We start from the raw sequence: 18431 nt of genomic DNA, 5'->3' as shown, positions 1-18431 counted from the left end.
TATGAAAAAATTTGATATATACGAAGATCCACACAGAAGATTCAATCCATTAATTAAAGAATGGGTATTGGTTTCTCCTCATCGTTCTAAAAGACCTTGGCAAGGGCAAAATGAAGTTGTAGCAACAAACACGTTGCCAGCATACGATCCAGAATGTTATTTATGTCCTGGAAATGTTCGGGCAAATGGTGCGATAAACGACCAATATGAGAATTCTTTTGTGTTCGAAAATGATTTTGCAGCTTTAAAACAAGAGGAAATCGACCAAGAAGTGGTTGAGGAAAATACTTTTTTTAGAGCAAAATCGGAACGTGGAATCTCAAGAGTAGTTTGTTTTTCTCCGAATCATAATTTGACTTTACCTGAATTAGAAGTTTCTGATATCGAAAATGTTATCACAGCTTGGCAAAGAGAATATACCAATTTAGGGGCAATAGATTACATCAATCATGTTCAAATTTTCGAGAATAAAGGAAGTGTTATGGGATGTAGCAATCCACATCCACACGGACAAATTTGGGCGCAATCTTCGTTGCCAACACAAGTAGAGAAAACACAAAATAGCCTAAGTGAGTATTTTGAGAAAAACAAAAGCAATTTGCTTTTAGATTATTTGAAACAAGAATTAGAACTAAAAGAAAGAATTGTAATTGAAAATGACCATTTTGTGGCTTTGGTTCCTTTTTGGGCAATTTGGCCTTTCGAAACTATGATTGTTGCCAAAAGACATGTTACAAAAATTACCAATTTTGAAGCTGTTGAAAAAACGGCTTTTGCCACGATCTTGAAGCAATTGACAACAAAATACGACAATCTTTTCAACACGTCTTTTCCTTATTCGTCAGGAATTCATCAAGCTCCTACCGATGGGAACGAGCATCCTGAATGGCAGTTTCATGTGCATTTTTATCCGCCTTTGCTTCGTTCTGCAACAGTGAAAAAGTTTATGGTTGGTTATGAAATGATGGGAGAGTCTCAACGTGACATTACTCCCGAAAAAAGTGCTGAAACACTAAGAGATTGCTCGGATATTCACTATAAAAACAGATAGTATTTTTTATAAAGAATTTCTAAGGATCAATTGGCATTTGTTTTCCAATTGGTCCTTTTTGTTTTCTAGAATCATTTGAGCAAGAATTTCTCCCATCTTTTCAAAATTGGTTGAAATAGTGGTAATTCCGTTGGCAACAACTTTTTTAAGCGGTGTTTCATTATAAGATATTATTCCAAAATCTTGACCAATTTTTAAATTATCAATTTCTGATTGTTCGATAACTTGTACCAAATCTCTATCGTTCGGAATAATGAAAACTTCTCCAATATTAATTTTTAATTTATTGAATTCGGATATAATTTCATAATCAAAATGATGATCGATGCAGAATTTTTCGAACCCAATTTTCATGCCGATGGGTTCTCGGAATCCAGGGAAAATCAGAATTAATTTTTGATAATTGTCTAGTCTTGATTTGCCCTCAAGCAAAGCAGCATAAATGTCTTTTACAAAATTTTGCGAAATAGAAGGGAATTTTTCTAATTCAGGATTGGTTTGGTCCAAAATATAAACATCTTGAATGGGTAAGGTGTTTAATATTGGTGCAATTTTCTTGAGATTGGTAGGCATAATGACATACTTGGTGTAGTTTCCGTTGTTTTCTTGAATCAATTTTTGAAACACTTTTATATTAAAATGATGAAAATAAATATCAACCTGAACATCAGTTCCCATATTTTTTATAAAGGAGTTATAAAGGTCTTCTTTAAAAACATTCAACTCATCAAAAAGTAAAAACACTTTGTTTTTTATAGTAATACCAATACTTTTTACATAATATCCTTTTCCCGGAATGGCATACAGAATGCCTCTTTTTTTTAACTCATCATAGGCCAGTAAAACAGTATCGCGTGATAATGAAAACTCTAAACAAACTTTGTTTATCGAGGGGAGTTTATCGTTTATTTTGATGCTTTTCTCCTCAATTGCTTTTTCAATAGAAAAAATAATTTGCTTGTAAATAGGCAAACCCCGATTTTTATGGATGGATATTATTTTCATGAAAATGAATAGCTATAATTTAACTGGTAGGTACTGTGTTGTAAAATTCGGAATAAATTTCAAAAGTAGTGTCAAAATGATTTAAAGATTTTAAAAAACAATGAAGAGCGTTTGATTCAAATAAAATTATTTATTGAAATCAGTCGTTTAGATTGTACCTTTGTGACCGAAACATCAAAAGAAATCATTCGGCTAGAATGGTTTTTTACTAGTATAAAAAACAATGTTATGTCGCATAAAGCAGGTTTTGTAAATATCATCGGAAATCCAAACGTGGGGAAATCAACCCTAATGAATGCCTTTGTTGGCGAAAGATTATCCATCATCACGTCAAAAGCACAAACTACCCGTCACAGAATTCTAGGAATCGTAAACGGCGAAGATTTTCAATTGATTTTGTCTGATACACCAGGAATTATCAAACCCGCTTATGAAATGCAGGAATCGATGATGAACTTCGTGAAATCCGCTTTTGAAGATGCCGATATTTTGATTTATATGGTCGAAATTGGCGAACAAGAACTGAAAGACGAAGCTTTTTTCAATAAAATTATTCATTCCAAAATCCCGGTTTTGTTGTTATTGAACAAAATTGATAATTCCAATCAAGAGCAATTAGAGTCTCAAGTCGCTTTCTGGAAAGAGAAAGTTCCCAATGCCGAGATTTATCCTATATCAGCCTTGCAAAATTTTAATGTTCCTGAAGTTTTTCAAAGAATCATTGCCTTGTTACCCGAATCTCCAGCCTATTATCCAAAAGACCAATTAACGGATAAACCAGAACGTTTCTTTGTGAATGAAACTATTCGTGAAAAAATCTTGTTGAATTACAGCAAAGAAATTCCATACGCTGTCGAAATCGTAACCGAAGAATTCTTCGAAAACGAAAATATCATCCGAATCCGTTCCCTAATTATGGTGGAGCGCGATACTCAAAAAGGAATCATCATTGGTCACAAAGGAGCTGCTTTGAAAAAAGTTGGAATGGATGCTCGTGCCGATTTGGAAAAGTTTTTTGGCAAACAAATTCACCTCGAATTGTATGTAAAAGTGAACAAAAACTGGCGAAGCAACGCCAATATGTTGAAGAGATTTGGGTATAATCAATAATTTACGATTCCAATATCTCCAAAAACTTCCCTTCCAATTCATTCATTTGTCCATTGCCTTTGAAACGGATTTGTTTGGCGATGAAATAGAGCAAAAACCAAACGGTAAAAAAGCGAAAGTGTTTAGGATATAATCACTAAGAGGCATTAAAAATCGAGTTGGTTTATATTTTTCCAATTAGTGATTAATGTGCCGTCGCTTCGTTTTTGTTCTTGATCCCCTGAGTAAATTAGAATAGAATTGTTTAATTTACTTAGGTTATTCCAGTATTTTAAGTTTTTAAAATAATCAGTATTAATTGTTTTAGATGATTTTATTTCTACTGGAATTAATTTTCCAGCATCATCAATAATTATATCTACTTCGTGTCCTGTTTTGTCTCTCCAGAAATAAAGGTTAACGAATAAACCTTTATTTGTGAATTTTTTAACCATTTCAATTACAACCATTGTTTCAAAAATAGCTCCTTTTAATGGGTGACTTTCTAATTGTATTGGGTCTGAAATTCTTAAAAAAGAGCAAACTAATCCAGTGTCATAAAAATAAATTTTGGGTCTTTTGACTATTGTTTTGTTGAAATTTTGGAAATGTGGTTTTAGTAAGTAAATAATAAAACTACTTTCTAAAATCCCTATCCAAGATTGAATTGTTTTTAAATCTACTCCGACTTCATTGCTAATAGTAGTCAAATTGAGTTCCTGTCCAGTTCTGCCTGCGAGAACACGCATAAATTTTTCGAAAATTAATAAATCCGTTACATTTTTAATTTGTCTAACATCTCGTTCAATGTAGGTTTTTATATAATTTGGAATCCAGTCCAATGGACTGATTTCTTGGTCATAAATAGGAGGATAAAAGCCTTTGAATAATATATCTTCGTCAGTTTTAGGAACTAAATTTTCAGAAGCTAATTCATTTACAGAAAAAGGTAATAAATTCAAATAAGCTACTCTTCCGGCTAATGATTGTGAAATGTTTTCCTGTAAAAGGAAGTTGTTAGAACCAGTTAGAATAAACAATCCTTTCTCATTACTATTATCTAAAATTTCTTGTAAGTAGGAAAACAATGAAGGTACGCGCTGTACTTCATCTAAAATTGCTCCATTAGGAATGTTTTGTAAAAAGCCTCTTGGGTCTTCTAAAGCAAAATTTCTGATATCAGGATTTTCCAAAGAAATATAGGGTTTATTTGGAAATGTACTTTTAACCAATGTCGTTTTTCCAGCTTGCCGTGGACCAATTACAGCAATGGCTTTGAACGATTTGGCTAAACTTTCTAATTTTGGTTTTGCGTCTCTTACTATCATTTTGTAAAAATACGGAAAAATATGGAATCAGATTCCGTATTTTTCCAAAAAAAATATTTTAACGAAAAATTTTGAAGTGATTTGGGTATAATCAGTAGTTTAGGATTCCAAAATCTCCAAAAACTTACTTTCCAATTCATTCATTTGTCCGTTGCCTTTGAAACGGATTTGCTTGGCGATGAAATAGAGTAAAAACCAGACGCAAACCATCAGCAACATCACGATTAAATCCATTGCGGTCGGCTGTTTCAAGACATAGTTGGAGTAGGCGATGGCGCTAAAAATCACAAAAATTCCCGCCACCATAAAATGCAGGAACATAAAAAGCGTCCATAAAGTGGGCTCTGGACCAAACAATCCCCGAATATGAGTTTCGTTATTGTCTTTTGACTCTAATTCCAAATGCAAATGGGGTGACCAATATTCGCGTTTGGCATCAGGCATATTCATCCAAATATGATTGTGCTTGATTTTTAGATGGCAATCTTCGGTGCAATTTACTTTATAATTTTCAAATTTTTGACGAATGGATTCTATGTTTCCAGGAACGTCTTTGTAAAAACGCAAGCGAAGTCTTATTTCATTATTGGCATCCATAATGGTAATTTTTTTGGTTCGAAAAGATTAATAACGATGCAAAATAGTAAAAAAATGGATAGTATGGTATTTAACACTACCTTTGCAAAATATTTGAATTTATATTATGAATAATATTGTTGCGATAGTAGGAAGACCTAATGTGGGGAAATCGACCCTTTTTAATAGGCTGATACAAAGAAGAGAAGCTATTGTAGATTCAGTATCTGGGGTGACCCGAGACAGAAACTATGGTAAAAGCGAGTGGAACGGAAAAGAGTTTTCCGTGATTGATACGGGAGGATACGTTCGCGGAAGTGACGACGTATTCGAAGGTGAAATCCGCAAACAAGTAGAATTGGCCATCGACGAAGCCGACGTAATTATCTTTGTGGTAGATGTGGAAGAAGGCATCACGCCAATGGATGAGACCGTTGCCCGATTGTTACGCAAAGTGACAAAACCCGTTTTGTTGGCCGTAAACAAAGTAGATAATGCGATGCGTGAAAAAGACGCCATCGAATTTTATAATCTAGGTTTGGGTGATTATTTCACCTTTGCCAGTATTTCAGGAAGTGGGACAGGCGATTTGTTGGATGCTTTGATTGAGGCATTCCCAGTAAAACCAGAACCCGCAAAAGAAGAAGTGGTTTTGCCACGTTTTGCGGTTGTAGGTCGTCCAAATGCTGGAAAATCTAGTTTCATCAACGCCTTGATTGGTAAGGATCGTTTTATGGTTACAGATATTGCGGGAACGACTCGTGATGCGATTGATACCAAATTCGACCGTTTTGGTTTCGAATTCAACTTGGTCGATACGGCTGGAATTCGCCGTAAAGCCAAAGTGAAGGAAGACTTGGAGTTTTACTCTGTAATGCGTTCCGTTCGTGCCATTGAACACGCGGATATTTGTATTTTGGTCATCGATGCCACCCGTGGATTCGAAGGACAAGATCAAAGTATTTTTTGGTTGGCCGAAAAAAACCGTAAAGGAGTCGTGATTTTGGTCAACAAATGGGATTTGGTCGAAAAAGACACGATGTCAACCCGAGATTACGAAGAAAAAATCCGAAAAGAATTGATGCCATTTACCGATGTGCCCATTCTTTTTGTTTCGGCATTGACCAAACAACGTTTGTTGAAAGCACTGGAAGCAACTGTTAAAGTTTATGAAAACAGACAACAGCGCATTGCCACATCAAAGTTCAACGAATATATGTTGAAGGTAATTGAAGCTTATCCGCCGCCAGCGACCAAAGGGAAATATGTAAAAATTAAATATTGTATGCAGTTGCCAACCGCGACACCACAGTTTGTGTTTTTTGCCAATATGCCGCAATATGTTAAAGAGCAATACAAAAGATATCTTGAAAATAAGATTAGAGAAAATTGGGATTTTTCAGGAGTGCCAATCGATATTTACATCAGAGAGAAATAAAAAAAAATCCCGAGCAATCGGGATTTTTTTTGCATCCATTTTTTTTAGTTTCTTATTTATATTTACTTTTACCTCGTTTTTATGTATTGTGTAATTTAAATTAGTAGTGAATTATGAAGTTTAATAAAATTGCTGTTGCTGTTTTTGCCATTTTTACTTTAGTTTCTTGTAAAAAAAATCAAGAAAATAATGATTCTATTTCAGAAAAACCCAATGTACTTTTAATTGTTGCAGACGACTTAGGTTTTAGTGATATAGGTTGTTATGGAGGTAATATAAGTACTCCAGTTATAGACGGTCTTTCTAAGGAAAGTCAACTTTTTTCAAATTTTTATGTACAACCTACTTGTTCACCAACACGATCTTCATTATTAACAGGTTGTGATAATCATTTTGCTGGTTTGGGAATTATGCATGAAATGGATTATCCTGAACTTCATAAATTAAACCTTCCAGAATATGCAGGAAGTTTACGAAATGATTTAATAACACTGCCTGAAATCTTGAATAAAAACGGATATCATACTTATATGGTTGGGAAATGGCATTTAGGAGAAGGAGTAGGTCAAAATCCTTATGAACGTGGGTTTGAGGAAACTTTTATACTTGGAACAGGAGGAGGAAGTCATGCAAATGATCAAAGATCCTTAGCACCACCACAATCTATGACCTATACTCGAAATGGTAAAGAGGTAAAATTGCCAGAGGATTTCTATTCTACACGAAATTATACAGATTCAATTATAAAATTCATTGATCGTAACAAGAATGATAAGAAACCCTTTTTTGCATTTCAATCCTTTACAGCAGTGCATGACCCATTGCAGGCTCCCCAAGATTATCTTGATAAATACAAAGGCAAATTTGACTCTGGCTGGGATGTTTTAAATTTAATGCGTTTCAATAACTTAAAGAAATTGGGTATAGTTCCAAAAGATTTAAAAGATATTTTTTCTAATCCAAGCATCCCCAAATGGGATAAATTACCAAAAGAAAAGAGAGAAGAATTTGCTCGTGATATGGAGGTATATGCCGCCATGCTTGACTATATGGATATGAGCATTGGACGAATATTTGACTATTTGAAGAAAGAAGGAAAATACGACAATACAATGATAATTTTTATGTCAGATAATGGAGCCAATGGCGCTATGGCAACTTCGTATCCTGGTAATGCTGATGGTAAATATTTAAGCACTTTTGATAATTCTATGAAAAACAAAGGACTCAAAGGGTCTTTTGTTGAAATGGGACCTGCTTGGGCAAAAGCTTCATCTTCACCTTTTAGATTCTTCAAAGGATTTACTTCTGAAGGAGGAATTAAAGCGCCTTTGATTGTTAAAATGCCTTCAAAAACCGAAAGTCAAGCCAAGTGGAATAATACATTAATACATGTTACAGATATTTTTCCGACTATCCTCGAATTAACAAAAACTAAATTACCTACCGAATTCAACGGAAAAAAAGTCATTAACAAATTTATAGGAAAATCTATAGTTCCAGTTTTGAATGGTAATCCTAGTGTTTTGCATGAAAACGGAATAGGTTGGGAACTTTTTGAAATGAAAGCCTACAGAAAAGGAAACTATAAAATTTTAAGGCTTCCAGTCCCTTTTGGAACTGGTGAATGGGAATTATATGATATTGATAAAGACCCAATCGAATCCAAGGATATATCTAAGTTGTATCCTGAAATAAAAGCTGATTTAATAAAAAGATGGCAAGATTATGCTAAAAGCAATAATGTGCATGATCATAAAGGATTTTATGATAATTTTTATAAAACTAATTTAGGACCAGGAAATGGGAAAGAGCGTGATTAACCCCATTTTTTTATTTATTTAAACAATTTAAATCCCGAGCAATCGGGATTTTTTTATCCCTTTTTTAGATTTTGGAAATAAATGTAGAAATTACAATTAAACCTTTAGAAATTTATTTAGTCTAAATACTTTATAAAAATTATTCAATGGCTAAAATCTATTCTTTTTTAATTCTCTTTCTATTTGTTTATGCTGCCAATGCGCAAAACGAAGTAATCATCAAGGGAACAGTTTATGACATCAATACCCAAGTTCCGCTAGAGTTAGCGACGGTCTATTTTTCGAATGCCAAAGATTCAACCATTATTGAGTATGCCAATACTGATAAAAATGGAGCTTTTAAAATTGCCACCAAAAAATATGATAAAGCCATTCTTTTGAAGGTCAATTACATGGGCTATCAGACATATACTGAAGAGCAAAATGGGCTTTTGGAAAGCAAGGATTTTGGAAAAATATATTTGTTACACAATACAAGCGAATTGAAAGAAGTTGTAATCAACAGTGCACCGCCAATTCGAATAAAAAAAGACACTTTAGAGTTTAATGCGGCTTCTTTCAAGGTGCGTCCTGATGCCAATTTAGAAGTTTTGTTGAAACAATTGCCAGGATTCGAAGTAGATAGTGACGGAAAAATAACTGTCAACGGAAAAGAAGTCAACCAGTTTTTAGTAAATGGTAAAGCTTTTTTTGATAAAGATGGAGCCATCGCTTTGAAAAATCTACCTGCGGATATTATTAACAAAGTGCAAGTATCAGATTACAAAACCAAAAAAGAGGAATTGTCTAAACAAGAATCTAGTTCAGATTATTCCAGCATCAATTTGACCATTGACGAAAAGAAAAACAAAGGCTATTTTGGGAAATTCTTAGCGGGATACGGAACTGATGATCGCTATGAAACAAGTATGATTTTGAATTTCTTTAAGGATAAACAAAAAATAAGCATTTTGGCTTCAGCCAATAATATCAATTCAACTGGATTTACCCAAGACGAAGTTTTTGATAGTATGGGAGGAGGAAGAAATGCTAATGGGAATGCCCGAGCAACGGGAACAGGAAGGGGAATTACCGAGTCTAATATGATTGGATTTAATTATAACGATGAATGGTCGAAAAAATTTGAAGCATCAGGGAGTTATAATTTTGATAATGCGGTAAATAAAAATGAAAGTAAATCCAATCAGGCCAATTTCTTGCCTACAAGTACTTTTTTTACAGAATCTAATTCGAAAGCAAGAAGCGAAAACACTGGGAATAAAGCCAATTTTGAATTTGAATATAAAATTAATCCAACTATGAGGCTGGTTGTAACTCCAAGAGTAGATCAAACCCGTTCTAATAGTAATTCGGCATCTTCTAGTTCTTCAAAAGATGAGAATGACGCTTTATTGAACGAAAGTGCTGGAATATCGCAGAGAGAAAGTACGGCCACAAATTTTGCAAACACAATAAATTTCAATAAAACTTTCGAAAAGAGATCTCGTAATTTAAGTTTTGTCTTTAGCAATAATAATTCTGATAACGAATCGGATGCGCTCAATATTTCTAAAACTATTTTTTATCAAGGGTCTAAACCTAACGATGAACGAAATCAAAATAGCAAAGGAAATAATAATTATGGTGCTTATTCGGCCGATATTGAATATACAGAGCCTATTACAGATTCGTTGCGTGTTCGAATTGGTGCTGATTTTGATTGGCAGAACGCCATGAACGACAGCAAAACTTATGATTTTGATGCTGCTTCTCAAACATATTCTACTCTAAATGATTTGCAAACAAATTATACTTCCTATACACGAAATTCCATTACACCAAAAGTGGGACTTAGTTTCGAAAAAAATAATTTTACATTTAACTTGAATTCGAGTACTTCTATTATAGATTTTGACAATCACTCTTTATACCTTAATAAAATTACCGATTTGAACCAGAAATATGTTTTACCTTTTGGAAGAGCACAAATCAGATATAGGGTAGATCGCTCTAAATTTTTTACGTTAAGGTATGATTATTCTAGCAGTCTTCCTTCATCTACTCAATTGATGCCTGTTGCGAATTTGTCTAATCCGTTGAGCACCATAATAGGAAATCCAAACTTGAATCCAACCGAAAAAAATAGTTTCAATATGAATTATAGGAATTTCGATGTGCGAACTCGTTCAGGTTACACCTTGTTTATGAGAGGAGATTTTTTCAACAACGAAATAGTTTCAACTTCGGTTTATGATCAAAGTGGTAAAAGGACCACCACTTATAGAAACATTTCTGGAACCTATACCACTTCAGTTGGCGGAAACTGGAATCAAACTATAAAAAGGGAAGCTCACGTTTTGCGATACGGACTAAGTATAAATGGGAGTTATTCTTTGGACAAAGGATTTACAAATACCGTTTTGTACACCTCAAAAAGACTAGGGGCTACACCGAGAGTTTATTTTGCTTATGATTACGGTGAGTTGTTTACCATTTCACCTTCCTATAGTTTGTCGTATAACGACTCTAAATATACCAACTCATCTTTAAAAGCGAGTTCAAATGTTGTTCATAGAATTAATATTCAAACGACCAACTATTGGCCTAAAAATTGGGTCTTTGGAAATGATTTTGGATATACTTACAATTCGAATATCTCAAATAATTTCAAAAAAGATTTTTATTTATGGAATACGAGTTTGTCCTATGCTTTTTTGGCTAAAAAAATGACATTGAAAGTAAAAGTTTATGACGTCTTAAATCAAAATCAAAGCGCTACTAGAACCATATCGCCAACCACAATTCGTGATGAAGAAAACACGGTTTTAAAGCGATATGCAATGTTTTCTTTGGCTTATAAATTAGGGAATTTTGGTGGGAGAGAAGGTCGTTCTAGAAATGCTAGAGGCGGTGGCGGTAATGGAGGCGAAGGAAATGGAAGCGGAAGAGGAATGGATAATATGGATTAATTGTTTTAAATAATTTATAATTAATCAATTAAACCATTCTGTAATTATATAGTCATATAAATCTAAACTTAAAAAAAAATAAAAATGAAAAAATTAATTATCGCAGCATTATTGGTTATTGGTATTTCGTCTTTTGCACAAGAAAACCAACCAGAAAAAAAAGGGAATAACGGGCAACAAAGAGAGCGAATGACTCCTGAGCAAAGGAATCAAGCTTCGTTGGATAGAATGACAACCGAACTGAAATTAGATGCTAAGCAGCAAGAACAAATCAAACCAATTCTTGCTGAACAAACTGCCAAACTTCAGGCAATGAGAGACCAACGAATGAATGGTGGCGCAAAAGAAATGACAGCCGACGAACGAAAAGCAATGCAACAAAAAAGACAAGAAGAGCGCACTATTACAGAAAATAAATTAAAAGCCATCTTGACTCCAGAACAATTCAAAAAAATGAAAGAAAATGAAGAGGCAGCAAGAGAAAAAATGAGAGAAGCCAGAGGAAATAGAGATAATGGTGGTAATAGAGGTGGAGACGGTGGAAATGGTGGAAATGGAAGCGAAAACTAATCCCTAATTTTTATCTGATTTAAAGATTTGAAAGTCTTAAATAAAATTCCCAAATACAATTTGATTGTGTTTGGGAATTTTTATTTAGACACTATTTCAAAAAATACTATTACAGCAATTTTTAAATGAAAGTTTTTTTAAGTAATAAAATTATTACTTTAGTGATTTGAATTGGATATTATTTCAATTTTAAAAAAAAGGTTCGAATGTAAACTTGAAAATAGTTTGCTTGTAGTGCGTTTGTATTAAATTTTATTAGAATTTGGTATAAATAAAAAAACGTATCATCTGTTGAAATAAATGATAAAAAATTAGTTATTTATTATATTTGATTGATTAAGAGTGATTTACATATCTAAATTTTATTTTTCCAAACTTAAAATCCAAAAAATAATGAAAAAAGCACTCCCAAAATTACTTTGTTTGGTTTCAATTGCAATATTTATCAGTTGTAAAAAAGGCGAAAACAGTCCAGAATCTAAACAAACAGCTATTGAGGTTTCAGGGACTAATGCCGATCCATTACCTTCTTGGAATGAAGGAGCATTAAAAAATTCAATTATTAGTTTTGTGAAAGAAGCAGTAGATTCTACCTCCAAGAATTTTATTCCACAAGCCGATCGTATCGCTACTTTTGATAATGACGGAACGCTTTGGACCGAAAAACCGTTGGTGCAAGAGTTGTTTGCTTTTTATCAGGTTAAAAAAATGATGGCTGCTAATCCTGCTTTAGCCAGCAAGCAACCTTTTAAAGCGGTGGTCGAAAAAGATAGCGTTTCTTTGACTGCTGCCAAAGCTAATAAATGGCATGTAATCGATATGAAGACCGATTGGAAAAAGGTTTTTAGAGACTAATTATTCAGAATCAAATTTGCATTTAAAAACATTTACAATGAAAAAAACACTTCTTAATTTTAGTATTATTTTTGATGAATAATGCTTTTGCTCAAGAGCAAGAAAATGAAACTTTCAAACCGCATCATACTTTAGGCTTTGTTGTTGGTCATACCCATATAAGCGAAGGGAGTAAAGATGGGGATAGAAAATGGCTCACTTTTCCTTCCTTTGCGTTAGATTATAACTATGTTTTTTCTCCCAATTGGAGTATTGGTTTGCACAACGATTTAATTATCGAATCCTTCAAAGTCGAAACGTCGGATGGTGAAATTTTAGAAAGATCATCTCCTTTTGCAAGTGCAATTGTTGGTGGTTATAAACCAGGAAAACATTTTACTTTTCAAGCAGGTCTTGGAGGCGAATTTGCAAAAGAAGAAAACTTTGCTTTAACCCGTTTGGGAGTAGAATACGGTTTAGAAATTCGCAATGGCTGGGAATTTATAGCCAATGTAGTTTATGATATCAAATGGAATGCCTATGATAGCTGGGCACTTGGAGCAGGAATTTCTAAATCATTTGGGGAATAATTCGTTTTTTTTTAAATAAAATACCAAAATATGAAACAATCAATCCATTATAAATTCAGTTTTTTCCTTATCCTAATCGTCTTTTTTTGTTTTGCAACTACACTGCAATAGCACAACATACCGATTATGTAGATGATACCCAAACACAAGTATTAGCCGATTCGACTCGATCGTATTTTATTCCAGATGTTTCGCATAAAATTATGAATTGCTCTAAAACCCGAAGCAAATGGTTTTCGGCCAAACTGGGTTTTGCTCCCATTTTAGATTACAATGCCGTTATTCAAGATAATGATAGTAAAGATCAAGTAGGCAATCAAGAAAGTCGTTGGGATATTCGAAGTGCCAGAGTGATGGTTCGCGGAAAAATTAACTTTAAAACCAAATAGAGCTATTTGTTAAGCTATGAATACCGAGGATTGGATCGAAAAGGAGATCAAGCGGCTTTTGGATTTACCGATATTAAACTTATTATTCCAATTGGATCAAATTCGGAACTTCAAGTCGGAAAACAAAAAGAAACTTTTTGTTATGAAATGGTAGGTGATGCTGCCAATTTACCGCATTTCGAACGATTGATGAGTCCGTTTTTCAATAGTAGAAACAATGGAATTATCTATCGTCATTTTTTATTGAAAGATAGAATGACCATTTCGGCTGGAGTTTTTAATCAATGGCCAGGAAACAGAAAAAATCTTGGTGACGGAGCTACAACATTTACGGCTAGAATTACAGGTTTACCCAAATGGGAAAACGAAGGAAAAACATTTATGCATACCGGAATTGGTGTTCGCTACGTTGAAGCCGAAAATGGTGTAATTCGCCTTAAAGGAAAAAACGAATCGAATGTCTCAGACAATTGTGTTGACACCGGAAATATGAATGCTGACCATCAATGGAATGTAAATATGTAACAATTATGGAGCTTGGAAAATTTTTCTGTCTTGATGGAATACGTTCATAACTGGACCACAACAACCGATTTTGGACTCGAACAATTTAATGGTTATTATGTAACAGGAAGTTATGTTTTGAGCGGAGAGCAACGCCCTTATGACAAAAGAGCAGCCTATGCCCGAAGAATAAAACCTACAGGAAAATATGGGGCTTGGGAAGTTTTTACTCGTTTTGGTAAAAAGATTTAGATTCAAGAAATATTCACGGTGGTATTAACAATCGCTATAATTTGGGGCTTAACTGGTGGGCAACTCAATATTGGAAAGCAGGTATGGTGTATGGAGTTAGTAATTTAGATAAAAACGGAGTAACTGGAATTACCAATAGTATGCAATTTAGGTTGCAGTGGATTTATTAATCAACACCATCGTTAATTTCTTTTTAGGCGTTTTATTTTTTTTGGAATCATATATGTATTCGAGATGAAATAAAAGCAAACAGCTTTAAGAGTAATCAATTCTGAAAAAATATTTTTTGAAAACTAAAAACAGTTAACTTTTAGTGTTAAGTTTGTAATTAAATAAAATCTGACAGTTAGAAGTCCTGTTTATAAATTATGAAATTCATTAAAAATACTAATTTAAAACAATAAGCAAATGAAACAGATTACAATGATTATTGGAGTTGCGATAAGTAGCTCATTATTATTTTCTTGCGGAGCAAGTAAAGAATTGAAAGCAGAAAACGAACGATTAAATTCTGTGGTAACAGCAAATGAAAGCACTATTAAATCATTAACTAAAGATGCTGAAGATTGTAATAAATTAAAAGCAGTTTTGTCTGAAAAAATAGACAATATCAACAAAGGTCTAGCAGAGAGAGGTACTTCGATGCAAAAAATTCAAGAAAAAGCACAAAATGCTGTAACAAAACTAGAAGAAGCTGGCGCAACAGTAACCTATAAAGATGGATTGGTATATATCAATTATGAAAATGATTTTTTCTTTAGTCCAAATAGTTCAGTAATTGCTGCCAAAGGAAGAGAGGCCTTGAATACCATAGCTGAAGTGATGCGAGACAATCCTGGAGTAACTGCAACTATTGTAGGAAACACCGATTCAGTTGTTGCAAAAGGAACTAATGATAATTGGTCATTGAGTACAGAAAGAGCCAATGCGGTTGTTAGAATCTTACACAACACTTATAACATTAATCCCGCTCGTTTGACAGCAGCAGGAAGAGCGGAATACAACCCAAAAGCAAGCAATACTTCGGAAGAAGGCAGAAAGAAAAACAGAAGAATTGAAATTATCATCAATCCAGAGCTTTCTAGAATTTGGGAATTAGCCAAATAATCGAAACAAAATCTAATTTGGGTTTTGTGATAAAAAAGACTTTATAATTCGAATGATTTTTAAACTATTTCAATAAAACCTATTCTAAAGGAGTATTAAAATTAAATATATAAAAGATGAAATTAATCAATAAAACATTTTTAGGAGCTTTAGCCTTGGCTACAACCACTTTGGTTTTATCACCAAATGAAATGCACGCGCAAAGACGAGGCGGCGGTGGAAGCCATATGCAAAGTCGCCCCAGTCAAATGAGTCGCCCCAGTCAAACGAGTCGTCCAAGCCAGATGAGTCGTCCAAGCCAAGGAAGTAATAATAAAATTGGAAACGGTAATAACAAGATTGGCAATAACAACTCTATTGGTGGCAACAACAAAGTGGGTAGCAATAATAGAGGCAACAACAGTAACAATAGAGGTGGTAATAATGTAAACATTAATGTTGATAACAGCCACCACAACACCAGAATAAACAATAGTCATAATACAACGGTAAGAAGAAGTAATAACTACCGCCCTTACACTCGCCCTCCTTATGTATATGGTGGATACCGTTACAACTGCTATCATCCTTATTACTACCATCCTTATCGTCCATTTTATTGGGGACCAGTATGGCATCCGTGGGGATTCTTTATTACAACTTTGGCTGTAACAGCTATTGTTGTTGAAGTAAATAGCCAGCATTATCATTATGATAACGGAGTATATTATACTCAAGGAAATGGAGGGTATACTGTGGTTGCAGCACCAGTTGGGGCAACAGTTACTACTTTGCCAAGCAATGCCCAAACAGTAGTTGTCAACGAAACAACCAATAATTATTATTACGGAGGTACTTACTATGAGAAATCAGATAAAGGATATACCGTAGTTCCACCAACAGCCGGAACTATTGTAGAAAATCTTCCGGAAGGTGGTGAAGAAGTGAAAATGGGCGATATTACTTATGTAAAAGTAGGCGATACGTATTACCAACCTTTTCAGGATAACGGCAAAAACAAATATGAAGTTGTTGACGTAGAAGCTGATAAATAAAATCGTTTTTTTATTGATAAGAAAGGAGGTCTTTATAGATCTCCTTTTTTATTATGGTAATATGGTCAAAAACGGTTGGTAGATTTTTATTTCAGATTGATTAATGTTTCTGAAAAATTCCAGTTTGTTTTTTAATCGAGGAAATCAAGTCATTAAAAATAATCGTTGTCGATATAACGTGAAACATTTGGTCACCGCTAGGACGAGGTAAGTATTCATTTTGATACCCAACTTCGAATTGAACTGTGTCTGATAAATTGTATCCCAAACCTAAAGTGAAGCGGTTTCTATCAAAAAATTGCCTACCAGTAGCATTTCCGTTAGTTTTAAAAAAAACTTCGTCAGCAACAATTCCATAGGTATATCCATTACCCGATTTTATTTTAGATATTGGAAAAACGAATTTTACAGCATCTCTAAATCGGCAAACCACTTCAATAGTGTCTTCTATAAAAATACGATTTTCAACCCTAATTCTATTGCTAAGTGTATAATCTCCGCCTTTTGAAAAATAGTATATTCCTTGAGCAGCAAATCGAATTTCAGGCAATCTGTTTTGAGAAATCTCTGGAACATCTTTGTTGAAAAAGTAAGCTACAAAACCCGATAATTTCCATTTTTCGGAGGCATAATAATGAAGCCAACTCCTTAAATACAATTGTGAGTTTTTATAAAAAGGATTCGATTCTACAGTTCCACTCGTAAAAACTTGTCCAAAATCATTCTCAATAGCTACCTTTTTTCCAAGATTACTATTGGTTTGAAATTCATTCGAAAATTGATTTTCAGTGTCGGTTTGTGAAAAGCCAGTATTGAAAGTAAAAAAAAACAATACTAAAAGCTTTATTGTAGATAAAGTGAAGTATTTGATTTTTTTTGGATTGGATTTAAAATACATAAATATTTTTTTGAACAAACGAAGTTAAATTTCTTTTCAAAGATATTAAATTATGTATTTGAATTTATACTGACAGATTCAATACAATTATGCTAATTCATTACATCTTCTTTTTCTGAAGATTGATTTTGTGATATAAAGTAAACCGAATAATATCTCGATTGAAGTAATCGACACCGCTAGCACGTTGCTGAAAACTATTCAAATACCCCAATTCTAAAGCAATATTTTTATTGACGCCATATTGTAAACCTGCATAAATTCGGTTTTGATCAAAAGTGTTTTTGACTACATTTTTTCCGCCATTAATCATCAATTCGTCATAGACAATAGCTTTTAAAAATTGATTTTCTTTTTTCCAAAACGAATATTCACCTTGGAGGCGGTATCTAAATCGCCAAAAAAAAGTGGTTCCCGAGAGTAAACCGTCTTTGTTGGCATTGTGAAAAAAACGTTCCTCGACCTGAAACCGTTGAAGCAATGCAAACTTCTTGAAATCTTGCTTCCAACTAATGTCTTGTTGTCCTCGGTATTCGGGTAGTCTAAAATCAAAAGCGATTTCTGGTATTTGTGTAGCTACCGAGAAATAAGCAAATCCAGCGCCTACTTCTATATCCTTGTTGATTTTGTAACGTCCTTGAAATCGCATTTCATAAAGATTTTGTTCCACAGGATTTATAAAAATTCGATTGTCAAATTCACTGTGTATGGACCATTTGTCGGATAAAGTTAAAATGTTGTAGTAACGTGTCCAAAGCAAACTTTGATGATCTACATTTTTTTCGGTTTGGGCGTATAAAAAACTACAAGTCAGAAATAAAAAAAGGGTATGTGTAAATTTCATCAAGTTCAATTCAAATTTCGGCAAATTTAAACAAACTTAATTTAAGGAGAATTTAATTTTTTAAATCTATTTATGATAGGAAAAAACTAAAAAAACCATCAAAAATTAATTTGATGGTTTTCAGATTGATTATTGTTTGTTCTAACTTGTA

General features: G+C 33.6%; 19 protein-coding genes. 14 read left to right on the top strand and 5 right to left on the bottom strand.

Features of this window, described 5'->3' with window-relative positions; translation table 11 throughout:
• Position 1 precedes the first annotated feature (1 nt).
• Positions 2-1051 (top strand): UDP-glucose--hexose-1-phosphate uridylyltransferase, encoded by a 1050-nt coding sequence (locus C3L50_RS13460; protein WP_103806697.1) that lies wholly within the window; start codon positions 2-4, stop codon positions 1049-1051.
• 6 nt (positions 1052-1057) lie between these two features.
• On the opposite strand, the gene C3L50_RS13455 is transcribed toward C3L50_RS13460, so the two are convergent.
• The gene (locus tag C3L50_RS13455; protein ID WP_103806696.1) at positions 1058-2056 is read right to left on the bottom strand and encodes a GntR family transcriptional regulator; all 999 of its coding nucleotides are present in this window, start codon (positions 2054-2056) and stop codon (positions 1058-1060) included.
• Between the two features lie 228 nt (positions 2057-2284).
• Between C3L50_RS13455 and era the strand changes: the two genes are divergently transcribed.
• Positions 2285-3166 (top strand): GTPase Era, encoded by an 882-nt coding sequence (era, locus tag C3L50_RS13450; RefSeq protein ID WP_103806723.1) that lies wholly within the window; start codon positions 2285-2287, stop codon positions 3164-3166.
• Positions 3167-3312: 146 nt separating this feature from the next.
• On the opposite strand, the gene C3L50_RS13445 is transcribed toward era, so the two are convergent.
• Both C3L50_RS13445 and C3L50_RS13440 read right to left on the bottom strand, forming a co-directional pair.
• Positions 3313-4473, bottom strand: a complete 1161-nt coding sequence (locus C3L50_RS13445) for an ATP-binding protein (RefSeq protein WP_103806695.1) — start codon at positions 4471-4473, stop codon at positions 3313-3315.
• A 99-nt stretch (positions 4474-4572) separates the two neighbouring features.
• On the bottom strand, positions 4573-5070 hold the full coding sequence (locus C3L50_RS13440) for a hypothetical protein (RefSeq protein WP_103806694.1): 498 nt from the start codon (positions 5068-5070) through the stop codon (positions 4573-4575).
• A 106-nt stretch (positions 5071-5176) separates the two neighbouring features.
• On the opposite strand from C3L50_RS13440, the gene der reads away from it, so the two are divergent.
• The 12 genes from der (at position 5177) to C3L50_RS16235 (ending at position 16538) form a co-directional block, all read left to right on the top strand.
• Complete coding sequence (der, locus tag C3L50_RS13435) at positions 5177-6487, top strand: ribosome biogenesis GTPase Der (protein WP_103806693.1); 1311 nt, start codon at positions 5177-5179, stop codon at positions 6485-6487.
• A gap of 113 nt (positions 6488-6600) precedes the next feature.
• Entirely contained in the window at positions 6601-8310 is a 1710-nt protein-coding gene (locus C3L50_RS13430; protein WP_103806692.1) for an arylsulfatase, read from the top strand.
• A gap of 146 nt (positions 8311-8456) precedes the next feature.
• On the top strand, positions 8457-11258 hold the full coding sequence (locus tag C3L50_RS13425) for an outer membrane beta-barrel protein (protein ID WP_103806691.1): 2802 nt from the start codon (positions 8457-8459) through the stop codon (positions 11256-11258).
• Between the two features lie 84 nt (positions 11259-11342).
• On the top strand, positions 11343-11828 hold the full coding sequence (locus C3L50_RS13420) for a hypothetical protein (protein ID WP_103806690.1): 486 nt from the start codon (positions 11343-11345) through the stop codon (positions 11826-11828).
• A gap of 393 nt (positions 11829-12221) precedes the next feature.
• Positions 12222-12683, top strand: coding sequence for a hypothetical protein (locus C3L50_RS13415; RefSeq protein ID WP_103806689.1), 462 nt, complete (start codon positions 12222-12224; stop codon positions 12681-12683).
• A gap of 74 nt (positions 12684-12757) precedes the next feature.
• Positions 12758-13252: a hypothetical protein gene (locus C3L50_RS13410; RefSeq protein WP_103806688.1), complete on the top strand. Its 495-nt coding sequence runs from the start codon at positions 12758-12760 to the stop codon at positions 13250-13252.
• An 86-nt stretch (positions 13253-13338) separates the two neighbouring features.
• On the top strand, positions 13339-13641 hold the full coding sequence (locus tag C3L50_RS13405; protein ID WP_103806687.1) for a hypothetical protein: 303 nt from the start codon (positions 13339-13341) through the stop codon (positions 13639-13641).
• Between the two features lie 6 nt (positions 13642-13647).
• The gene (locus C3L50_RS13400) at positions 13648-14166 is read left to right on the top strand and encodes a hypothetical protein (protein WP_103806686.1); all 519 of its coding nucleotides are present in this window, start codon (positions 13648-13650) and stop codon (positions 14164-14166) included.
• Between the two features lie 12 nt (positions 14167-14178).
• Positions 14179-14397, top strand: coding sequence for a porin (locus C3L50_RS13395; RefSeq protein ID WP_165784016.1), 219 nt, complete (start codon positions 14179-14181; stop codon positions 14395-14397).
• 41 nt (positions 14398-14438) lie between these two features.
• Entirely contained in the window at positions 14439-14567 is a 129-nt protein-coding gene (locus C3L50_RS16560; protein WP_262496695.1) for a hypothetical protein, read from the top strand.
• A 238-nt stretch (positions 14568-14805) separates the two neighbouring features.
• Positions 14806-15504 (top strand): OmpA family protein, encoded by a 699-nt coding sequence (locus C3L50_RS13390; protein WP_103806684.1) that lies wholly within the window; start codon positions 14806-14808, stop codon positions 15502-15504.
• Between the two features lie 116 nt (positions 15505-15620).
• Complete coding sequence (locus C3L50_RS16235) at positions 15621-16538, top strand: DUF6515 family protein (RefSeq protein ID WP_165784015.1); 918 nt, start codon at positions 15621-15623, stop codon at positions 16536-16538.
• Between the two features lie 100 nt (positions 16539-16638).
• Here the strand turns inward: C3L50_RS16235 and C3L50_RS13380 are convergent, their stop codons facing one another.
• On the bottom strand, positions 16639-17436 hold the full coding sequence (locus C3L50_RS13380; protein ID WP_103806682.1) for a DUF2490 domain-containing protein: 798 nt from the start codon (positions 17434-17436) through the stop codon (positions 16639-16641).
• A 100-nt stretch (positions 17437-17536) separates the two neighbouring features.
• Positions 17537-18280 (bottom strand): DUF2490 domain-containing protein, encoded by a 744-nt coding sequence (locus tag C3L50_RS13375; protein ID WP_103806681.1) that lies wholly within the window; start codon positions 18278-18280, stop codon positions 17537-17539.
• Positions 18281-18431 lie beyond the last annotated feature (151 nt).

The sequence above is a fragment of the Flavobacterium alvei genome, assembly GCF_002920895.1.
Classification (GTDB): domain Bacteria; phylum Bacteroidota; class Bacteroidia; order Flavobacteriales; family Flavobacteriaceae; genus Flavobacterium; species Flavobacterium alvei.
The sequence above is the reverse complement of the archived record's forward strand: the minus strand, read 5'-3'. Positions and strand labels throughout refer to the sequence as shown.